Here is an 18,485-nt window from a genome sequence, read left to right as displayed (position 1 = left end):
TCGACCCGCGGCCATCTCGCCCAGGAACTGAACGAGGATTGAGTGACTGAACCCTTAGCCAGGAAGACTTCTCTGCCCGCCCCATCGGCGCCGCGCCGTCCGCATTCCTTCACCACGCACGGCATCACGGTGACGGACGATTACGCGTGGCTGAAAGACGCCAGATGGCAGGAGGTGCTGCGCGATCCCTCGATCCTGGACCCGGATATCCGGAAATATCTGGAAGCGGAGAACGACTACACCGAAAGCCTGCTCGGCCACACCGCGCCCTTGCAGAAAAAGCTGGTTGCGGAAATGCGCGGGCGGATCAAGGAAGACGATTCCAGCGTCCCCGCGCCGGACGGTCCGTTTGCCTATTTGCGGAAATTCCGCGAGGGCGGGCAGCATGAAATGTTCGGCCGCACGCCGCGCGATGGCGGCGACATAAGAATCGTGCTCGACGGCGACGCGCTGGCCGCGAACCATGAATATTTCAAGTTCGGCAGCGCGCGGCATTCGCCTGACCATGAATTGCAGGCGTGGAGCGCCGACACCAAGGGCTCCGAATATTTCTCGATCCGCGTGCGCGACTGGAACACCGGGACGGATCGCGACGATCTCGTCGAAGAGACCGATGGCGGCATCGTCTGGAGTAAAGACTGCAACAGCTTCTTCTACGTCAAGCTCGACGACAACCATCGCCCGATGCAGGTCTGGCGCCATAAGCTCGGTACCCAACAGGCAGACGACACGCTGGTCTACGAGGAACAGGATTCCGGCTGGTTCACCCATTTGCATGAGAGTTCCTCCGGCCGCTTCTGCGTCATCGCCGGCGGCGACCATGAGACCTCGGAGCAACGGCTGATCGACCTCGAACATCCCGAGGCGCCGCCGCGGCTGGTCGCGGCGCGCGAGGAAGGCGTGCAATATTCGATCGCCGACCGCGGCGATCAACTGTTCATTCTCACCAACGCCGACGACGCGATCGACTTCAAGGTCGTCACCGCCCCCCTCGCCGCGCCCGAACGCGCCAACTGGCGCGATCTGATTCCATATCGCGAGGGCGTCTATGTGTTGGACGTCGAACTCTATGCTGGCCATATGGTGCGGCTGGAGCGCGCCAACGCGCTGCCTGCGATCATCATCCGTGACCTCAAGACGGGCGAAGAGCACGCCATCGCCTTCGACGAAGCCGCCTACTCGCTCGACACCATGGGCGGCTACGAATTCGAGACCACGAATTTGCGGTTCTCCTATTCGTCGATGACGACACCGGCGGAAGTCTATGATTACGACATGGCGACGCGCGCGCGGGTGCTGCGCAAGCGGCAGGAGATTCCGTCCGGCCATAACCCGGCCGACTACGTTACCACGCGCATCATGGCGACGTCGCATGACGGCGCGTCAGTGCCGGTCTCGATCCTGCACCGCAAGGACCTGGTGCGCGACGGCAAAGCGCCGCTGTTGCTCTACGGCTACGGCTCCTACGGCATGGCGATGCCGGCGTCGTTCGCCGCCAACCGGCTGTCGCTGGTCGATCGCGGTTTTGTTTATGCGATCGCGCATATCCGCGGCGGCGCGGATAAAGGCTGGGGCTGGTATCTCGACGGCAAGCGCGAGAAGAAGACGAACACGTTCGAGGATTTCGCCGCGGCCGGGCGCGCGCTGATCGCGGCAAAGTACACCAGCGCAAAGCGCATCGTCGGCCACGGCGGCAGCGCCGGCGGCATGCTGATGGGCGCAGTCGCCAACCGATCAGGCGAATTGTTCGCGGGCATCGTCGCCGAGGTGCCGTTCGTCGACGTCTTGAATACGATGCTCGACGACACGCTGCCGCTGACGCCGCCGGAATGGCCGGAATGGGGCAACCCGATCGAAAGCGAAAAGGACTTTCGCACCATTTTGTCGTACTCGCCGTACGACAACCTTGCCGCCAAGGAGTATCCGGCGATCCTGGCGATGGGCGGGCTGACCGATCCGCGCGTTACCTATTGGGAGCCCGCAAAATGGATCGCGCGCCTGCGCGCGACCATGCGTGGCGGCGGCCCGGTGCTGCTGCGCACCAACATGGGCGCGGGCCACGGCGGCGCGTCGGGGCGGTTCAACCGGCTCGATGAAGTCGCGATTGCCTATGCGTTCGCGCTCTGGGCGGTGGGATTGGCGGAGAAGGCGGAGGTCTAAATTGATTCCAATGCACTGAGGATTAATCTGGATACGATCTACAAACGTAGACGATTTGCAGATGAGCATGCGCAATCAACCCCCGGACAACAACAACCGAGCCGCCCGCTCTTAAAGGTCGCATAGCGACGATACATGAATCAGCCTCTCACCCGGCGCTATGCGCCGGGTGAGGTGAAGGCCCTCATGGCATCGTGTAGGCTGTCTTCACCGTCGTATAAAATTCGGCGGCGTAGCGGCCCTGCTCGCGGGCGCCGAAGCTGGAGCCTTTTCGGCCACCGAACGGAACGTGGTAATCGACGCCGGCGATCGGTAGATTGACCATCACCATGCCGGCTTCGGAATTGCGCTTGTAGTCGCTGGCGTATTTCAGGCTGGTGGTGCAGATGCCGGATGACAGGCCGAAATCGGTGTCGTTCGCGGTCGCCAGCGCTTCGGCATAATCCTTGACCCGGATGACCGCGGCCACCGGCCCAAAGATCTCCTCGCGCGCGATCCGCATGTTGTTGCTCACATCGGTGAACAACGCCGGCTGCAGGTAGAAGCCGGGCGCCTCGCGGTTGAGGCGCTCGCCGCCGAAGGCGAGCTTGGCGCCTTCGTCCTTGCCGATACTGATATATTTGAGATCCTGATCGAGCTGGCTCTGATCGACGACGGGGCCGATATCGGTACCGGCCTTCACCGCGTCATCGACCTTCAGGCCGCGCATCCGCTCGGTTAGGGCCTCAACGAATTTGTCGTGAATGCCGGCGGTGACGATCAGCCGCGAGGCAGCGGTGCAGCGCTGGCCGGTAGAAAAGAACGCGCTGTTGGCGGCGCATTCGACGGCGACCTTCAGATCCGCGTCGTCGAGCACGACCAGCGGATTCTTGCCGCCCATTTCGAGCTGAAACTTCTTCATCGGCCGCGAGGCGATGCAGGCCGCAGCGACCTTCTGGCCGGTGGCCACCGAGCCGGTGAAGCTGATCGCGGCAACATCGGGATGCTCAAGCAGGACCGCGCCGACTTCCGAGCCGCGCCCGATCACAAGGTTGAGCACGCCCTTCGGGATGCCGGCGCGATGCAGGATATCGACCAGCGCCCAGGTCGAGCCCGGAACAAGATCAGCAGGCTTGATCACCACGGTATTGCCATAGGCCAAAGCCGGGGCGATCTTCCAGGCCGGAATGGCGATCGGGAAATTCCACGGCGTGATCAGGCCGACAACGCCCAGCGCTTCGCGTGTAATCTCGATGTCGATGCCGGGGCGCACGGAAGCGAGTTTCTCACCGGCCATCCGCAGGCATTCGCCGGCAAAGAACGCAAAGATCTGGCCGGCGCGCGCGACTTCGCCGACGCCTTCCGGCAGCGTCTTGCCTTCCTCGCGCGACAACAGCCGGCCCAGTTCGTCCTTGCGGGCCAAGATTTCGTCCGACGCCTTTTTAAGGATGTCGTAGCGCGCTTGCGGCGTCGATCGCGACCATGCCGGAAACGCCGCTTTGGCAGCTGCAATCGCAGCCTCGGCTTGCCCACGCGTGCCGCGCACGGCTTCGCCAACGATGTCCTTGGTATCGGATGGATTGACGTTCGGCGCGCGAGCGCCATCGGACAACCATTCGCCGTCGATCAAATTGTTGAACATCAGCATGGGTGGTTCCTCCACTGTTACGTCGTTTCTGGATCGCGCGTCCGGGAATAGAAGACTATCGTCCGTTGGCCCTGCGCCAAGCAGCAAAATCCTTCAGCGTCTGCTCGTCGGTTGCGGGATAGAGGCCCAGGATCGAGCGGCCCTTGCGCACTTCCTCCGTAACAAAATCCTCGAACGAAGTCATCTCGACCGCCTCGTCCGCTATCTCATCCGCCAGATGCGCCGGGATCACGATGACGCCGTCGCGATCGCCGAGGATGACGTCGCCGGGGAATACCGGCGCGTCGCCGCAGCCGATCGGGACGTTGATCTCGATCGCCTGATGCAGCGTCAAATTGGTCGGCGCACTCGGGCGATGGTGGTAGGCGGGGAAGCCGAGAGCCGCGATTTCCGCGGAATCGCGAAAGCCGCCATCGGTGATCACGCCGGCGCAGCCGCGCTGCATCAGCCGCGTCACCAGGATGGCGCCGGCGGAGGCGGCACGGGCATCCTTGCGGCTGTCCATGACCAGCACCGCGCCAACAGGACAATCCTCGATCGCCTTGCGCTGCGGGTGGCCGCGATCACGGAACACGTCGATCTTATTGAGATCCTCCCGCGCCGGCATGTAGCGCAGCGTAAAGGCCTCGCCGACCAGCACCGGCTGATCGGGACCGAGCGGATGCACATCCTGGATCATCTGGATACGAAAGCCGCGCTTGAACAGCGCGGTGGCGACGGTAGCGGTGGAGACCGTCCTCAGCTTGTTGCGGGTGGCGTCGCTTAGTTTTGTCATTTCATTCTCGCTTTCTTGGTCGTCATTCCGGAGCGCTCGCGCCAGCGAGCGAATCCGGAATCTCGAGGTTCTCAGGTGCGCAATTGCGCACCATAGTTCGATGCTTCGCATCGCCCCGGAACGACGGGTGACTCACACCGCCCCATGCGACTCCACGTAAAGCGCGTAGACCGAGTGGCAGCTCGTCATGTAGAGGCGGTTGTTCTTCGGGCCGCCGAAGGTGAGATTGGCGCAGCGTTCCGGCAAGCGGATGTGCGCCAGCGGCTTGCCGGCGGGGCTGAACACCATCACGCCGTCGAGGTCCTCCGGCTTGCCCTTGAGCTGGAACACTTTTCGGCCGCCGACGTCGGTCGGTTCGGGTTGCAGCGCGCCGTTGGAGCCCCAGCCGCACCACAGATTGCCGTCGCGATCGACCCGGAAACCGTCGAGCGCCCCCTGATCCGCGGCGTCGATCAGCTTGGTCTTGCCGCCCACCGTGCCGTCGGCATTGACGTCAAAGCTCCAGATGCTGCGATTCGGCGTGCCCTTCCATTCCACCACATAGAGCTTCTTCTCGTCGGGCGAGAAGGCGAGCCCATTGGGATTGACGATGTCGGTAATGACGGCGCTGAGCTTACCGTCCTTGGTCAGGCGATAGACGTTGGTGGTGGCCTGCTCGGGCTTTTCCTTCTTGCCCTCCCACTCGCCATTGATGCCGAACAGCGGATCGGTGAACCAGATCGTGTCGTCGGACTTCACGACAATGTCGTTCGGCGCGTTCAGCCGCTTGCCCTCGAATTTATCCGCCAGCACCGTGATCTTGCCGTCCTTCTCGGTGCGGGTGACGCGGCGGGTGACCGAATGCTCGCAGGTGACGAGCCGGCCCTGGCGGTCGCGCGCGTTGCCGTTGGCATAGTTGGCGTTGGCGCGGAAGACGCTGGTCTGGTTGGTCTTCTCGTCGAACTTCATGATGCGGTTGTTGGGGATGTCGGAGAACAGCAGATAGCCGCCTTCGGGGAAGTAGGCCGGCCCCTCGGCCCAGCGCATGCCGGTCGCGACCTGCTCGACCGTGGAGGAATAGATCCGGTATTTCGCGAAGCTGGAATCGAGGATCTGCACGGCCGGATCGGGATAGCGCTGGTTCGGCGTGAACGGAAACGATTGCGCAGCCGCGCTGCGCGCGAGAAGCGTGGAAGCAGCAGCGGCGCCGGCCCCTGCGAGCAGATTACGTCGAGACATGGTCATTGGTTGTTCTCCCTGTGATGCTTTTTGTTTGGTATCGGCTCTTCGAACGCCATTGCCTGCGACAAACGCGAAGCGTTTGCGCAAGGGAACGAAGCGACGAAGCAATTCATTCTTTCTTTGTGCCGTGAGATGGATTGCTTCGCTTCGCTCGCAGTGGTGTATTCCAGCTAGTAAATCGACGGCTCCTCCACCGGCGCCCCAAAACCAGTCTCCAGAAAATCGAAGTCGCAGCCTTCATTGGCCTGCTTGATGTGGCGGGTGAACATCCAGCCATAGCCGCGCTCGTAGCGCGGCTCCGGCGCTTTCCATGCGGCGCGGCGCTTTGCGAGCTCAGCCTCCGGCACATCGAGGTTGATGGTGCGGGCGTTGACGTCCAACGTGATCTTGTCGCCATTGCGCACCAAGGCCAACGGCCCGCCGATGTAAGACTCCGGCGAGACGTGGAGGATGCAGGCGCCGTAGCTGGTGCCGCTCATGCGCGCGTCCGACAGCCGCACCATGTCGCGCACGCCCTGCTTCACCAGCTTTGTCGGGATCGGCAGCATGCCCCATTCCGGCATGCCAGGCCCGCCCTGCGGCCCGGCATTGCGCAGGATCAACACATGATCGGCGGTAACATCCAAATTCGGATCGTCGATCGCCTTCTTCATCGAGGGGTAATCGTCGAACACCAGCGCCGGCCCGGTGTGCTTGAGGAAGCGCGGCTCACAGGCGCTCGGCTTGATCACGCAGCCGTCGGGCGCAAGGTTACCCTTGAGCACGGCGAGCGCGCCCTCGGCATAGATCGGATCCTTGACCGTGCGGATGACGTCGTCATTATAGACTTCGGCGCGCGCGATATTTTCGCCGAGCGTCTGGCCGGTCACCGTCATGACGTCGAGATGCAGATGCTCCCTGATACGGCTCATCAGGCCCGGCAGGCCGCCGGCATAGAAAAAGTCTTCCATCAGATATTTATCGCCGCTCGGCCGCACATTGGCGATGACGGGCACCTTGCGGCTGGCCTTTTCGAAATCGTCGAGCCCGATGTCCTGGCCGGCGCGGCGGGCCTGCGCGATCAGATGGATGATCGCGTTGGTCGAGCAGCCCATCGCCATCGCCACCGTGATCGCGTTCTCGAAGGCTTTTCGGGTCTGGATCTTGTTCGGCGTCAGATCCTCCCACACCATCTCGACAATGCGGCGGCCGCATTCCGAGGCCATGCGGATGTGGCCGGCGTCGGCGGCGGGAATGGAAGACGCGCCCGGCAAGGTCATGCCGATCGATTCCGCAATCGCCGTCATGGTGGACGCGGTGCCCATGGTCATGCAGGTGCCGTAGCTGCGGGCGATGCCGGCCTCGACATCGACCCAGTCCTTGTCGGAGATTTTTCCGGCGCGCCGCTCGTCCCAGTATTTCCAGGCGTCTGAGCCCGAACCCAGCGTCTTGCCCTTCCAGTTGCCGCGCAGCATCGGCCCGGCGGGAAGATAGATCGTCGGCAGGTTCATGCTGGTGGCCCCTAACAGCAGGCCCGGCGTGGTCTTGTCGCAGCCGCCCATCAGCACGACGCCGTCGACGGGGTGGCCGCGCAGCAATTCCTCGGCGTCCATCGCCAGCATGTTGCGGTAAAGCATGGTGGTCGGCTTCAAAAACGATTCCGACAGCGACAGCGCCGGCAGTTCCATCGGGAAACCGCCCGCCATCAGGATGCCGCGCTTGACGTCGTCGACGCGGCTCTTGAAGTGCATGTGGCAGGGCTGCGCGTCCGACCAGGTGTTGAGGATCGCGATCACCGGCCGGCCCTTCCACTCTTCGGGCGCGTAGCCCATCTGCATCGCGCGCGACCTGTGGCCGAAGGCGCGGAGATCGTCGGGCGCGAACCAGCGCGCGCTGCGGAGGTCGGCGGGGTTCTTGTTTTTGGTCATGACTGGGTGCCCCATTTCTGAACGGTGTTGCGCTCGATCGTCCGGAAGATCAGGTTTTCCACGATCAGGCCAATCACGATCACCGTCAACAGGCCGGCGAACACCGCGGGTATATCCAGAAGATTGCGGTTTTCGAAGATGAACCACCCTAAACCGCCCTGCCCCGACGACACGCCGAACACGAGTTCGGCCGCGATCAGCGTGCGCCAGGCGAACGCCCAGCCGATCTTCAGGCCGGTCAGGATCGAGCCGAAGGCGGCAGGGATGAGAATGCGCGCGACGTAAGGCAGGCCGCGCAGGCCGTAATTGCGGCCGACCATGCGCAGCGTATTCGATACGCTCTTGAAGCCGGAATGGGTGTTGAGCGCAACCGGCCACAGCACCGAATGGATCAACACGAAGACGAGGCTGCCATTGCCGAGGCCAAACCAGATCAGCGCCAGCGGCAGCAGCGCAATCGCCGGCAAGGGATTGAACATCGCCGTGATGGTTTCAAGGAAGTCGGTACCGATCCGGGTCGAGATCGCGAGAATGGTGAAGATAGCCGCGAGGATGATGCCGGCGGCGTAGCCCATGAACAGCACTTTTAACGACGCCCAGGCGCGCATCGGAATGGTTCCGTCGCGCACCTTGTCAAACATCGTCAGAATCGTATCGTGGAAGGTCGGAAACAGCAGCGGATTGTCGAGGATGGTGCCGTAGACCTCCCACGCCGTGGCGAGAAAGAGAATGATGACCGTCTTTCGGACGAAGCCGTCGTTCCACAGCAGTTCCAGCACGCTGAGCTTGCGTTCGACTTCGGCCGGCACGGTCGCGGTCAGGTCAGCGGCATCGCGCAGCAGGATCCTTGCTTCACCCATGATGCGCTCCCCTAGTGTGCCGTCACGGCGTCGGCGAACAAGAGATCGTGGATCTGCTTTTCCAGCCGAGCGGCGCTGCCGTCCTCGCTGGAGACCTGGTCGACGTCGACGACCTCGGCCTTGACCCGGCCGGGATGCGGCGACAGCAGCAGGATGCGGTTGCCGATCTTGATCGCCTCGGCGATCGAATGGGTGACGAACAGAACGGTGAATTTTGTTTCCGCCCAGAGCTGCAGCAGCTCGTCCTGGCAGGTGCGCCGCGTCAGCGCGTCGAGGGCGGCGAACGGCTCATCCATCAGGAGAATATCCGGCTCCATCGCCATGCCGCGCGCGATCGCCACGCGCTGCTTCATACCGCCCGACAGCGTGTGCGGATAGGAATCGACGACGCGGGTGAGGCTGACCTTCTCGATATAGGCCCGCGCCCGCATCTCCGCGTCCTTGCGCGGCAGGCGGCGCGTCATCAACAGCGGAAACATCACGTTTTCCAGCACCGTCTTCCACGGCAGCAGCTGGTCGAACTCCTGGAAGATCATCATGCGGTCGGCGCCCGGCTCCGATATTTCCCGGCCCGAGATCCGCATCTTGCCTTCGCTCGGCGTCATATAGCCGCCGACCGCCTTCAACAGCGTCGACTTGCCGCAACCGGAGGGGCCGAGCAGCACGAAGCGATCGGAACGAGCGACCGTGAAGCTGACCCGCTCGGTCGCAGTCACGACCGCGCTCGAAGTCTTGTAGCGCAGCGTTACGTCACTGACGTCGAGAAGCGCGGCCATGTCGATCAGTTACCCTTCAGGTCGTGCGCGACCGGCAGGTAGTAATCGGTGAAGGCCTTGGGCATCGTCTTCAGCGTGCCGACCTTGAACAGATGGGCGGCGAATTTCATGGTGCCCTGCGGCTGCAGGTTCCATTCCATCATACCGGGCTCCTTGAGCCACGCCAGGAGATCGTCGACACTGGTCTTGTCGCCGGTGACTTCCTTGTAGATCTCGACCGCAGCCTTGGTGTCGCTGCGGATCAGGTCCTGCGCCTCCTTGGTGGCATCGCGCACCGCCTGCACGATCTTCGGATTGGCGTCGGCGAATTTGGTGGTGGTGAAGAACTGCGCCTGGCTGAGCGGGCCGCCCATCACGTCGGGCGACGACAGCACCACATGCGCGCCGGGGACGTTCTTCAGTTCGAGGAACGTGAACGGCGGAATCGAAAAGTGATTACGCACCTCGTGCTGCGCGTTGGTCAACGCCACATAGGCGTCGGGATGGCCGAGCTGCACGGTGTTGACGTCGAGCTTGGACCACTGGTCGGCGCCGAAGGCTTCGGCGGCCGCGATCTGCAGCACGATCGCCTGCGTCGAGACCTTGACGGTGGGCACCGCGATCTTGTCGTTCGGGCCGAAATCCTTGATCGACTTGATATTCGGATCACGGCTGATCAGCGTCATCGGCTGCGCCGAGGTGGCGACGATGCCCTTGACGCCGCCGCGGGTGCGATCCCACAGCAGCAGCAGATTGCCGGTTCCGGTGTTGAGGATGTCGACGCTGCCGGCAAGCAAGGCATCGGTCTGCGCGCCGCCACCGCTCAGATTGATCCATTTGGTTGACACGCCGGGAACGCCGAGGGAAGCGGCGTGCTTCTCGATCAGCTTGTTCTTTTCCATGATGTGGGAGGGCATGTAGAAAATGCCCGGCTGCCGCGACAGCGTGATCTCCGACTTCTGCTGGGCCGATGCCGGCGCGTCCGGCAGCAACATCAGCATCGCAACGGCGCCCGCGCAGGCGCTCCACATCCTGTTTTTCATTGTGCATCTCCTCCGGCGTCTCGTTGACGCTGCTGCCGAGATGCACTAATGTATTAGTGCATCTGAAGCAAGTCCCTTCTGAAACGGCCGATCGCCCGATGGCTCCCCCGCAAATCGTCTCCCGCCGCGCAGCCCCCCGTTCCACAGGCGGGCTCGATCGCGACCGCCAGGCTGCGCCGCAGGTGTTCGAGCGCCTCCGCGGCATGATCATTTCGCTGGAACTGCCGCCGGGATCGCCGCTGTCGCGCGCCGCATTGGCCGGCCAGTTCGGCGTCAGCTCGACGCCGATCCGCGATGCGCTGATGCGGCTTGAGGAGGAAGGCCTCGTCGACGTGTTCCCGCAATATGCAACCGTGGTCAGCCGGGTCGACGTGCGGCTGGCGCAGCAGGCGCATTTCCTGCGGCAGGCGGTCGAACTCGAAATCGTGCGCGGGCTTGCGATCCAGCACGACGAAACGCTCGTCGCCGAACTTCACGCGACGATTGCCCGCCAGCAGCAATATGCCAAAGCCGGCGACTTCGAAAAATTCATGGCAGCCGATAACGAGTTCCACAGCCAACTCTATGCGGCTGCCGACAAGCAGGACATCTGGGCGCTGGTGCGCAGCCGCAGCGGGCATATCGATCGGCTGCGCCGGATGCATCTGCCCTCGCCCGGCAAGGCGCAGGATATCGTGCGGCATCACAGGCTGATCGTGAAGGCGATCGATACCGGGCAGCCCGATGACGCGCAGAAGCACTTGCGCACCCATCTGTCGGGCACGCTCAGCGAACTCGCCCGAATTCGATCGCGCTATCCGGAATATCTCAGCAACTGATCCTTGAACTGATCCTTGAACTGATCCTTGCGGCCCCTTGCGGCCTCGCTGCATGCGGCTCGCTCGCGCGGGCGAATCACGTTCGCTGGCGCAGGCCGCTTCGTATTTGTCTGCCCGGCAACATGCGGATAACGGCGTTTGTATGGGCTTTTTGACCGCCCAACCGGCACGTTCCCACCGGGGAAGCAGTTGCGGCAACACAAGGATTCGGCAAAACTCGCAACCTGCCGTTGATTTGATTCCAGCGGGGCCCGGAGAACTTTTTACTTTGGCAAGAATACTGGTCGTGGATGACGACATAGCGGTCCGGATGACCGTCCGCCTGTTGCTGGAGCGCGCCGGCCATAGCGTGGTCACTGCCGATGACGGGCGGAAGGGCCTGGCATTGTGTCAGACCGGAGATTTCGATCTGTTGTTTCTCGACATCTTCATGCCGGGAATGGATGGATTTGAAACCATGCGGATGGTTCGCCAGCACCGGCCGCAGATTCCGATCATCGTCATCTCCGGCCGGCCGATCTCTTCGGAGCCGGAATCCGCCCCTGACTTCCTGACCATGGCGACCAAGCTCGGAGCGATCTCCAGCCTGCAGAAACCGTTCCGGCCGGCCGATCTCCTGGCAGCCGTCACGGGTTGCCTGGAAGCCGCAGGGCGCGGCTCGCCGCGCCCTCCCGGCAGTGTTGCTTCCTCCCCGTAATGCGCCATAGCATCCGATTCGTCCGGCGGCTTGCCGGGCCGGAGCGGGAGGGCGATCGACCACCGACATGACGCTCACAACCAGGCTTGCCATCGCGATGATTGCGCTGGTAGCGATCGCGGTTTCCGCGGTCGGATGGCTGAGCTATCGCAACCTGGAACAGGCGCTCCTGCAGCGAGCCCGCGACCGCATCGAGACGCATTCGCGCCAGGTCGCGACCGATCTCGAATACTACGCGGCCAGCGCGACCGGAGATGTTGCGGGCTTTCGTTCGGCGGTGGCGCTACAAGGACTGGTCCGCGCCCGCAAGGCGGGCGGCACCGATCCGATCGACGGCGTCTCGGAAAAGACCTGGCGTGACCGGATCGCATCGCGTTTCGCGGCGGAACTCGAAGCCAAGCCGATCTATGCGATGTTCCGGATTATCGGCCTCGACGACGATGGCCGCGAGCTGGTCCGCGTCGACCGCAACGGACCGAACGGCACGGTTCGGATCGCCCCCGAAGCGGGCTTGCAGAAGAGAGGCGATCGCGCCTACTTCCAGGAAACGATCCGGCTCGGTCCCACACAAATCTACGTCTCGCCGCTCGATCTGGGCCGCTTCAACGGACTGATCGAGGAGGTGCACAGGCCGACGGTTCGCGTCGCGACGCCGATCTTCGCGAACGACGGCAAGCCGTTCGGCATTTTCATGATCAATGTCGACATGCGGCGCGCGTTCGACCGGGTCCGGTCATCGGTGTGGCCAGGCGAGACGATCTATGTCGTCAACCGGTCCGGCGATTATCTCATTCATCCGGACCGTTCGCGCGAATTCGGCGCGCTGCTCGGCAAACCCAACGACTGGAAAGCCGACTTCCCGCATCTGGCGGCGCAGGCTGGGGCAAAGCAAGGCAGCGCCGAGATCGTACAGGACCATGCCGCCCGATCCGACGGGGTCGCGTTCGCGCCGGCCGTTCTGGCCGGTTCCGAATGGATCGCGGTCATCGAAACCACCCCCAACGCCGTGATCATGGCGCCGGCTGCGAGCATCAGGAACACCTCGCTTCTGGTCGGAGCGGTCGCGGTGTTGTCAGCGGCCGTGCTCGCCCTGTTGATCGCGAGATCGCTGACCCGGCCGATCGTCCGGCTGACCGAAGCCGTTCAGGGGGTGGCCGGCAAAGGCAAGGCCGTCATTCCGGTCGATGCAAGCGGCGAGACCGGTGTGCTCGCGCGCGCGTTTGCGCATGCGATCGAGGAAATCAATGCAAAGACCGCCGCACTCCAGCAAGAGGTTCAGGAGCATCGCCGCACCGTGGCCGCGCGCGATCATCATGCCGAGCGGGAACGGCTGTTCAGCGCGGCGGTCGAATCCTCCAACGACGCCATCATTACGACCTCGCTCGACGGCACCGTCACCGGCTGGAACTCGGCGGCGGAGCGGCTGTTCGGATACAGCGCGGCGGAAGCCGCGGGCCAGAACATCGCGCTGATTGTACCCGAAGATCGACTGCCGGAGCTGCAGGACGGACTGCGCCGGATCGGCTGGGGCGAAAGCATCGAGCACAGTGAAACGGAGCGGCTGCGAAAAGGGGGCCAGCGGATCGAAGTCTCGCTCAGCATCTCCCCGATCAAGTCCCCCTCAGGCGCGACCATCGGCATCTCGAAGGTGGCGCGCGACATCACGGAGGCCAACAAGACCAGGCAGATGCTGCGGCGGCAGACCGAAGAGCTTCGCCACATCTTCGAAACCTCGCAGGATCTGATCATGGTGATGGATTCCAGGGGTTTTCTGGTTCAGATCAGCCCGAGCTGCGAGACCATATTGGGCTATCGGCCGGAGGAAATGATCGGCCGCAGCGGGGTCGACTTCATTCATCCCGACCATCTCGAGAAATCGCAGCAGGAAATGCGCGCGGCGCGGCGCGGGCAGCGCCCGAAGATTTCCGATACGCGCTGCATTCACAAGAACGGGCGGGAGGTGTGGCTGTCATGGCTCGGAACATGGTCCGGCCCGGTCAAGCGCTTCTTCTTCGTCGGCCGCGACATGACCGAGAGCCGGCTGGCGCAGGAGACGCTGCGCGAAAGCGAACAGCTTGCGCGCGGCATCATCGACACCGCGCTGGACGCCTTCGTCCAGATGGACGATCAGGGCACGGTCACGGACTGGAACCCGCAGGCGGAGAATATTTTCGGCTGGTCGCGCGCCGAAGCGGTCGGCACCAGGCTGAGCAAACTGATCGTTCCCGACGTCCACCGCGATGCGCACAAGGCCGGCCTGGAGCGGTTCCTGCGCACCGGCGAGGGCGCCATCCTCGGCCGCCGTTTCGAGATCGAGGCAATGCGGCGCGACGGAAAGGAAATCAAGGTCGAACTCAGCGTCACCGAGCTGCGGCGGCGCAACGGATTTGTGTTCAACGGATTCATGCGCGATCTCACCGACAAGATCGCGGCCGAGGACAGGATCCGGCAGGCCGAAAAGATGGAGGCGGTCGGCCAGCTCACCGGCGGCATCGCGCACGATTTCAACAATATCCTGACCGTGATCACGGGAACGATCGAAATTCTGGCTGACGCCGTCAAGGGCGAACCGCAGCTTGCCGCCATCACGCGAATGATCGACGAGGCCGCGTCGCGCGGCGCCGACCTCACCCAGCATTTGCTCGCTTTCGCGCGCAAGCAGCCGCTCGAACCAAAGGCGACCGACGTCAACACGCTGATCATCGACACCGCGAAGCTGCTGCAGCGCACGCTCGGCGAGCATGTCGAGATCGAATCCGTGTTCGACGACGAGAGCTGTCCGGCGATCGTCGATCCCAATCAACTCGCCACCGCGATCCTCAATCTGGCCCTCAATGCCCGCGACGCCATGCCGGACGGCGGCAAGCTGATCATCGAGACCGGCTTCGTCACACTCGACGACAATTATACGAGGATGCACAGCGACGTCCGGCCCGGCCGCTACGCCATGATCGCGGTGAGCGATACCGGAACCGGGATCCCGGCGGCGATCCTCGACAAGGTATTCAATCCGTTCTTCACCTCGAAGGGTCACGGCAAGGGCACCGGCCTTGGGCTGAGCATGGTGTACGGCTTTATCAAGCAATCGGCCGGCCACATCATGATCTACAGCGAAGAGGGCCATGGCACGACGATCAAGATGTACCTGCCGCCGGCCACGGGCGCCTTGCCGGCGGCCGAGCCGGCGCTGGCGCCGGCCGTCGAGGGCGGCCATGAAACAATTCTGGTCGTGGAAGACGACACGCTGGTGCGCAACTATGTGCTGGCGCAGCTGCATTCGCTCGGCTACGTCACGCTGGACGCGGCGAACGCGACCGAGGCGCTGGTGCTCGCCCACACCGGCCATCCGTTCGACCTGCTATTCACCGACGTGATCATGCCCGGCATGAACGGCCGCCAGCTCGCCGACGAGATATTGAAGGTGAGGCCCGGGTTGAGGGTACTGTTCACCTCGGGCTATACCGAGAATGCCATCATTCATCACGGCCGGCTCGACGAAGGCGTATTGCTGCTCGCCAAGCCCTATCGGAAATCGGATATGGCGATCATGATCCGCAAAGCGCTCGCCGAGTGATCGCAGCCGCGGCGCCCGCATCCGGCTTGCCTGCAATCAGATCATTAATCAGATCTGACCCTGACGCTGCGTGGTCATCACGATCCGGACCAGGTCAGCCGCATTCCGCGCGCCGAGCTTCTTCATGATATTGGCGCGGTGATCCTCGATCGTGCGCGGGCTGATCCCGAGATGCCGCCCCGCTTCCTTGTTGGACGCGCCGGCGGTGAACTGCTCCAGCACCTCGCGTTCGCGCCGCGTGAGCGGTTCGCGTCCGGGAAAATGCAGGGCCGCAATGCGCGATGGCGCATTTTGCGCCTGCCGGCGCGCGTAAGCCTCGATCGCCTCATCGAGTCTTGCCACGATTTCACTGCCGCGAAACGGCTTTTCGATGAAGTCCAGCGCGCCGTTCTTGATGGCGCTGACCGCCATGGCGATATCGCCCTGCCCCGAGATCATGAAGATCGGCGCAGGGTAGTCCTCGCCATGAAGCTCTTTCAGAATATCGAGACCGGACTTACCGGGGATATGCACATCGAGCAGGATGCACGCTGGCGTCCGCGTTCGTGCAATCGCCAGCAATGCGGCGCCGTCGGCGAAACAGATGACCTGATAGCCGCCTGCCGTCAGGACCATCGAAAGCGTGTCGCGAATGGCAGGATCGTCATCGACTACGAAGATCTCCCCACGGGAGGGGGGTTTCTCAGCCATGTTCCATCGTCCATGCGTGGTTGAATGTGACGCACACTCGGATAACGGTATCGAACTCCATACCGGACCGTATTTGTACGGGACCGCAGCTTAACGCACAAGTAGCAACGCGCACCTAAAAAAAAACTAAGGAGTGCACCCATGCAGAATGCAGCAGGCGACGGCGTCGCACAGGCGCCCCACGACCAGAACGCCGCCTACCGCGCCGTGGTTTCGGACCTCGTCAGCCTGGTCGAGCGCGTCCAGAACAGCCTGCGGCTGATCCAACAGACGATCGCAAAGGAAACTTCGCCGGAAACGTCGCCCGGCGGCCCCGAGAGTTCCACCAACCTCATCGTGCTCGACGACGTATCTCCCCGCTACATGAAGGCTGCCGCCGCGGTGCAAGCCTGCGACGTCAATCTTGGCATCGCCCTGCGCTCCCTGATGGATTCCGCCGATAGCGATCCCGGTGCCGCGAGCCTGCCCGCACTTTCGGTCATCGGAGCGTAAGGCCGACACGGCGCCGTCCCGCTGGAGCGCACGATGTTCCTCCACCGCAAATTTTTCCCCGGATTTTCTCGCGCGGTTAACCGCCTGCTGCGATCGCCTCAGTGCGCCGCCTCTTCGGCCTTTGACGAGGCGCCCGGCCGCTTCTTGGCGGGCTTGCCTCTCAGGAAACGAATGTCCATTTCCGTGCCGTTGACGCGGACCAGTTCGCACCGGCGATAGGCGAGGCCGGTCGACGACAGCAGCAGAAAGAACTCCTTGAGATTGAGGCCCTGAATCGAGCCTTCCACCGTCAGTTCGGCGTCGGTGTCCGAGATCGCGTTGAGCTGGCAGTCCCTGCGCCAGGTCCCGTCGATCGCCATGATGCAGACGTCATAGCCCCGGCTGAACGTGACCCGCTCCGCGCCTTTGCTGTCCTCTGTCATCGCTCACCGTCCCGCCATCGCCGCAATTTTCGGCATCGACGTTGCGCCCTGCGGTGACGCGGCACGCGCGCCGCTCGGCCGATAGAGACCGCGCTTGTCCGGGAACGGCTTGAACACGTCCGTCAGGCCGACGACCGTTTCCGCCGCGCCCAGCACCAGGAAGCCATCGCCTTCCATCGCCTTGGCGAGTCGGCCGAAGATATTGATCTTGGTGTCCTGATCGAAATAGATCAGGACGTTGCGGCAGAAGATGATGTCAAAGGTGCCAAGCTGGGAGAAATCGTGCAGCAGGTTCAGTTGCCGGTGCTGAACCATGGCGCGCAGCTCCGGACTGATCTGCCAGAGCTCGCCGTTCTGCTTGAAATATTTGACGAGCAATTGAATCGGAAGGCCACGCTGAACCTCGAACTGGCTGTAGACGCCCGATTTCGATTTCTCGAGCACTTCCGTGGACAGGTCGGTCGCGATGATTTCCACACGCCATCCCGCGAGCACTGCCCCCATTTCCTTCAGCGCCATGGCAAGCGAGTATGGCTCCTGGCCGGTCGAGCCGGCGGCGCACCATATCCTGATGCTCTTTCGGCTGGCGCGCGCCTTCAACATCTCCGGCATGATCGTATCGCGGAAATGATCGAACGGCACCTTGTCGCGGAAGAAGAAGGTTTCGTTGGTGGTCATGGCTTCGACCACCTGGGCGATGATCGATGACGACCCGCCCTTCATCTTCTGCACGAGTTCGCCGATGCCCGACACGCCGCATTTGCGCGACAGCGGAAGCAGACGGCTTTCGATCAGATATTGCTTGTCTGCGGACAGGTCGAGACCGGAATGATCCTTCAGGAGCTTACGCAGATACTCATAGTCTGGCGGGGTCACGAGGGCCTCTCAAGGGCAAGCGGATAGGATTTAGACCGAGCTCTGTTCCGTAAGCGCGACCAGACCGACTTCCTGGAACTTCGCGGTGACGATGTCCTTGTCGAACGGCTTCATGATGTACTCGTTGGCGCCGGCATGCAGCGCACGCGAGATATGATCCATGCCGTTCTCGGTGGTGCAGAACACCACCTTGGGCACGTCGCCGCCGGGCAGGCGGCGCAGATTGCCGAGGAATTCGTAGCCGTCCATGACAGGCATGTTCCAGTCGAGCAGAACCGCGTCAGGCATGGCCTCCTTGCAGGACGCAAGCGCCTGCTCGCCGTCCTCGGCCTCGGTGATCTGGAAGTCCATGTCTTCCAGGATGCGGCGCGCGATCTTTCGCACGACGCTGGAGTCATCGACCACAAGACAGGTTTTCATTTTAGGCCTCCTTGCTTGACGAGCGGCGCTACGCGGCGAGCGTTGTTTTCGGCACGATTTCGAGAACACGGTCGACGTCGAGGACGACCATGAGCTGGCCGTCGAGACGGTGAACGCCGCCGGCGAGCTTGGCCATGCGGGGGTCGAG

General features: G+C 63.0%; 16 protein-coding genes and 1 pseudogene. 5 read left to right on the top strand and 12 right to left on the bottom strand.

Going from position 1 to position 18,485, the window contains the following annotated elements:
• The first annotated feature begins 42 nt into the window (after window positions 1-42).
• A complete protein-coding gene (locus JQ624_RS16785) occupies window positions 43-2,160 on the top strand; it encodes a S9 family peptidase (protein ID WP_312014433.1) in 2,118 nt (705 codons plus the stop codon).
• A gap of 184 nt (window positions 2,161-2,344) precedes the next feature.
• On the opposite strand, the gene JQ624_RS16780 is transcribed toward JQ624_RS16785, so the two are convergent.
• The 7 genes from JQ624_RS16780 to JQ624_RS16750 form a co-directional block, all read right to left on the bottom strand.
• Entirely contained in the window at window positions 2,345-3,787 is a 1,443-nt protein-coding gene (locus JQ624_RS16780) for an aldehyde dehydrogenase family protein (RefSeq protein ID WP_212420015.1), read from the bottom strand.
• A 55-nt stretch (window positions 3,788-3,842) separates the two neighbouring features.
• Window positions 3,843-4,562, bottom strand: coding sequence for a ribonuclease activity regulator RraA (locus tag JQ624_RS16775; RefSeq protein WP_212420014.1), 720 nt, complete (start codon window positions 4,560-4,562; stop codon window positions 3,843-3,845).
• A 132-nt stretch (window positions 4,563-4,694) separates the two neighbouring features.
• Window positions 4,695-5,786: an SMP-30/gluconolactonase/LRE family protein gene (locus JQ624_RS16770; protein ID WP_212420013.1), complete on the bottom strand. Its 1,092-nt coding sequence runs from the start codon at window positions 5,784-5,786 to the stop codon at window positions 4,695-4,697.
• 167 nt (window positions 5,787-5,953) lie between these two features.
• Window positions 5,954-7,690, bottom strand: a complete 1,737-nt coding sequence (gene araD, locus JQ624_RS16765; protein WP_212420012.1) for an L-arabinonate dehydratase — start codon at window positions 7,688-7,690, stop codon at window positions 5,954-5,956.
• Complete coding sequence (locus JQ624_RS16760) at window positions 7,687-8,550, bottom strand: ABC transporter permease (protein WP_212420011.1); 864 nt, start codon at window positions 8,548-8,550, stop codon at window positions 7,687-7,689. The genes araD and JQ624_RS16760 overlap by 4 nt, the downstream gene beginning before the upstream one ends.
• A gap of 11 nt (window positions 8,551-8,561) precedes the next feature.
• Window positions 8,562-9,326, bottom strand: coding sequence for an ABC transporter ATP-binding protein (locus tag JQ624_RS16755; RefSeq protein WP_212420010.1), 765 nt, complete (start codon window positions 9,324-9,326; stop codon window positions 8,562-8,564).
• Window positions 9,327-9,331: 5 nt separating this feature from the next.
• Complete coding sequence (locus JQ624_RS16750) at window positions 9,332-10,336, bottom strand: ABC transporter substrate-binding protein (RefSeq protein ID WP_409334341.1); 1,005 nt, start codon at window positions 10,334-10,336, stop codon at window positions 9,332-9,334.
• A 110-nt stretch (window positions 10,337-10,446) separates the two neighbouring features.
• On the opposite strand from JQ624_RS16750, the gene JQ624_RS16745 reads away from it, so the two are divergent.
• The 3 genes from JQ624_RS16745 (at window position 10,447) to JQ624_RS16735 (ending at window position 15,437) form a co-directional block, all read left to right on the top strand.
• Window positions 10,447-11,166, top strand: a complete 720-nt coding sequence (locus JQ624_RS16745) for a GntR family transcriptional regulator (protein ID WP_212420008.1) — start codon at window positions 10,447-10,449, stop codon at window positions 11,164-11,166.
• Window positions 11,167-11,434: 268 nt separating this feature from the next.
• Window positions 11,435-11,863, top strand: coding sequence for a response regulator (locus tag JQ624_RS16740; protein ID WP_212420007.1), 429 nt, complete (start codon window positions 11,435-11,437; stop codon window positions 11,861-11,863).
• A 67-nt stretch (window positions 11,864-11,930) separates the two neighbouring features.
• Entirely contained in the window at window positions 11,931-15,437 is a 3,507-nt protein-coding gene (locus JQ624_RS16735) for a PAS domain S-box protein (RefSeq protein ID WP_212420006.1), read from the top strand.
• A gap of 48 nt (window positions 15,438-15,485) precedes the next feature.
• On the opposite strand, the gene JQ624_RS16730 is transcribed toward JQ624_RS16735, so the two are convergent.
• The gene (locus JQ624_RS16730; protein ID WP_212420005.1) at window positions 15,486-16,127 is read right to left on the bottom strand and encodes a response regulator transcription factor; all 642 of its coding nucleotides are present in this window, start codon (window positions 16,125-16,127) and stop codon (window positions 15,486-15,488) included.
• 141 nt (window positions 16,128-16,268) lie between these two features.
• Between JQ624_RS16730 and JQ624_RS16725 the strand changes: the two genes are divergently transcribed.
• Window positions 16,269-16,619, top strand: coding sequence for a hypothetical protein (locus tag JQ624_RS16725; protein ID WP_212420004.1), 351 nt, complete (start codon window positions 16,269-16,271; stop codon window positions 16,617-16,619).
• A 98-nt stretch (window positions 16,620-16,717) separates the two neighbouring features.
• On the opposite strand, the gene JQ624_RS16720 is transcribed toward JQ624_RS16725, so the two are convergent.
• The 4 genes and pseudogenes from JQ624_RS16720 to JQ624_RS38615 form a co-directional block, all read right to left on the bottom strand.
• Window positions 16,718-17,041, bottom strand: a complete 324-nt coding sequence (locus JQ624_RS16720) for a PilZ domain-containing protein (RefSeq protein ID WP_212420003.1) — start codon at window positions 17,039-17,041, stop codon at window positions 16,718-16,720.
• 3 nt (window positions 17,042-17,044) lie between these two features.
• Window positions 17,045-17,917: a protein-glutamate O-methyltransferase CheR gene (locus JQ624_RS16715; RefSeq protein WP_212420002.1), complete on the bottom strand. Its 873-nt coding sequence runs from the start codon at window positions 17,915-17,917 to the stop codon at window positions 17,045-17,047.
• Between the two features lie 30 nt (window positions 17,918-17,947).
• A complete protein-coding gene (locus tag JQ624_RS16710) occupies window positions 17,948-18,337 on the bottom strand; it encodes a PleD family two-component system response regulator (protein WP_212420001.1) in 390 nt (129 codons plus the stop codon).
• A 28-nt stretch (window positions 18,338-18,365) separates the two neighbouring features.
• Window positions 18,366-18,485: pseudogene (locus JQ624_RS38615) on the bottom strand (chemotaxis protein CheW); the annotation flags it as partial.

Origin of the sequence: Bradyrhizobium sp. AUGA SZCCT0283, from assembly GCF_018130385.1 — a bacterium.
Lineage (GTDB): Bacteria > Pseudomonadota > Alphaproteobacteria > Rhizobiales > Xanthobacteraceae > Bradyrhizobium.
Note: the sequence above shows the minus strand (reverse complement) of the source record. Positions and strands in the feature narration are given on the sequence as shown.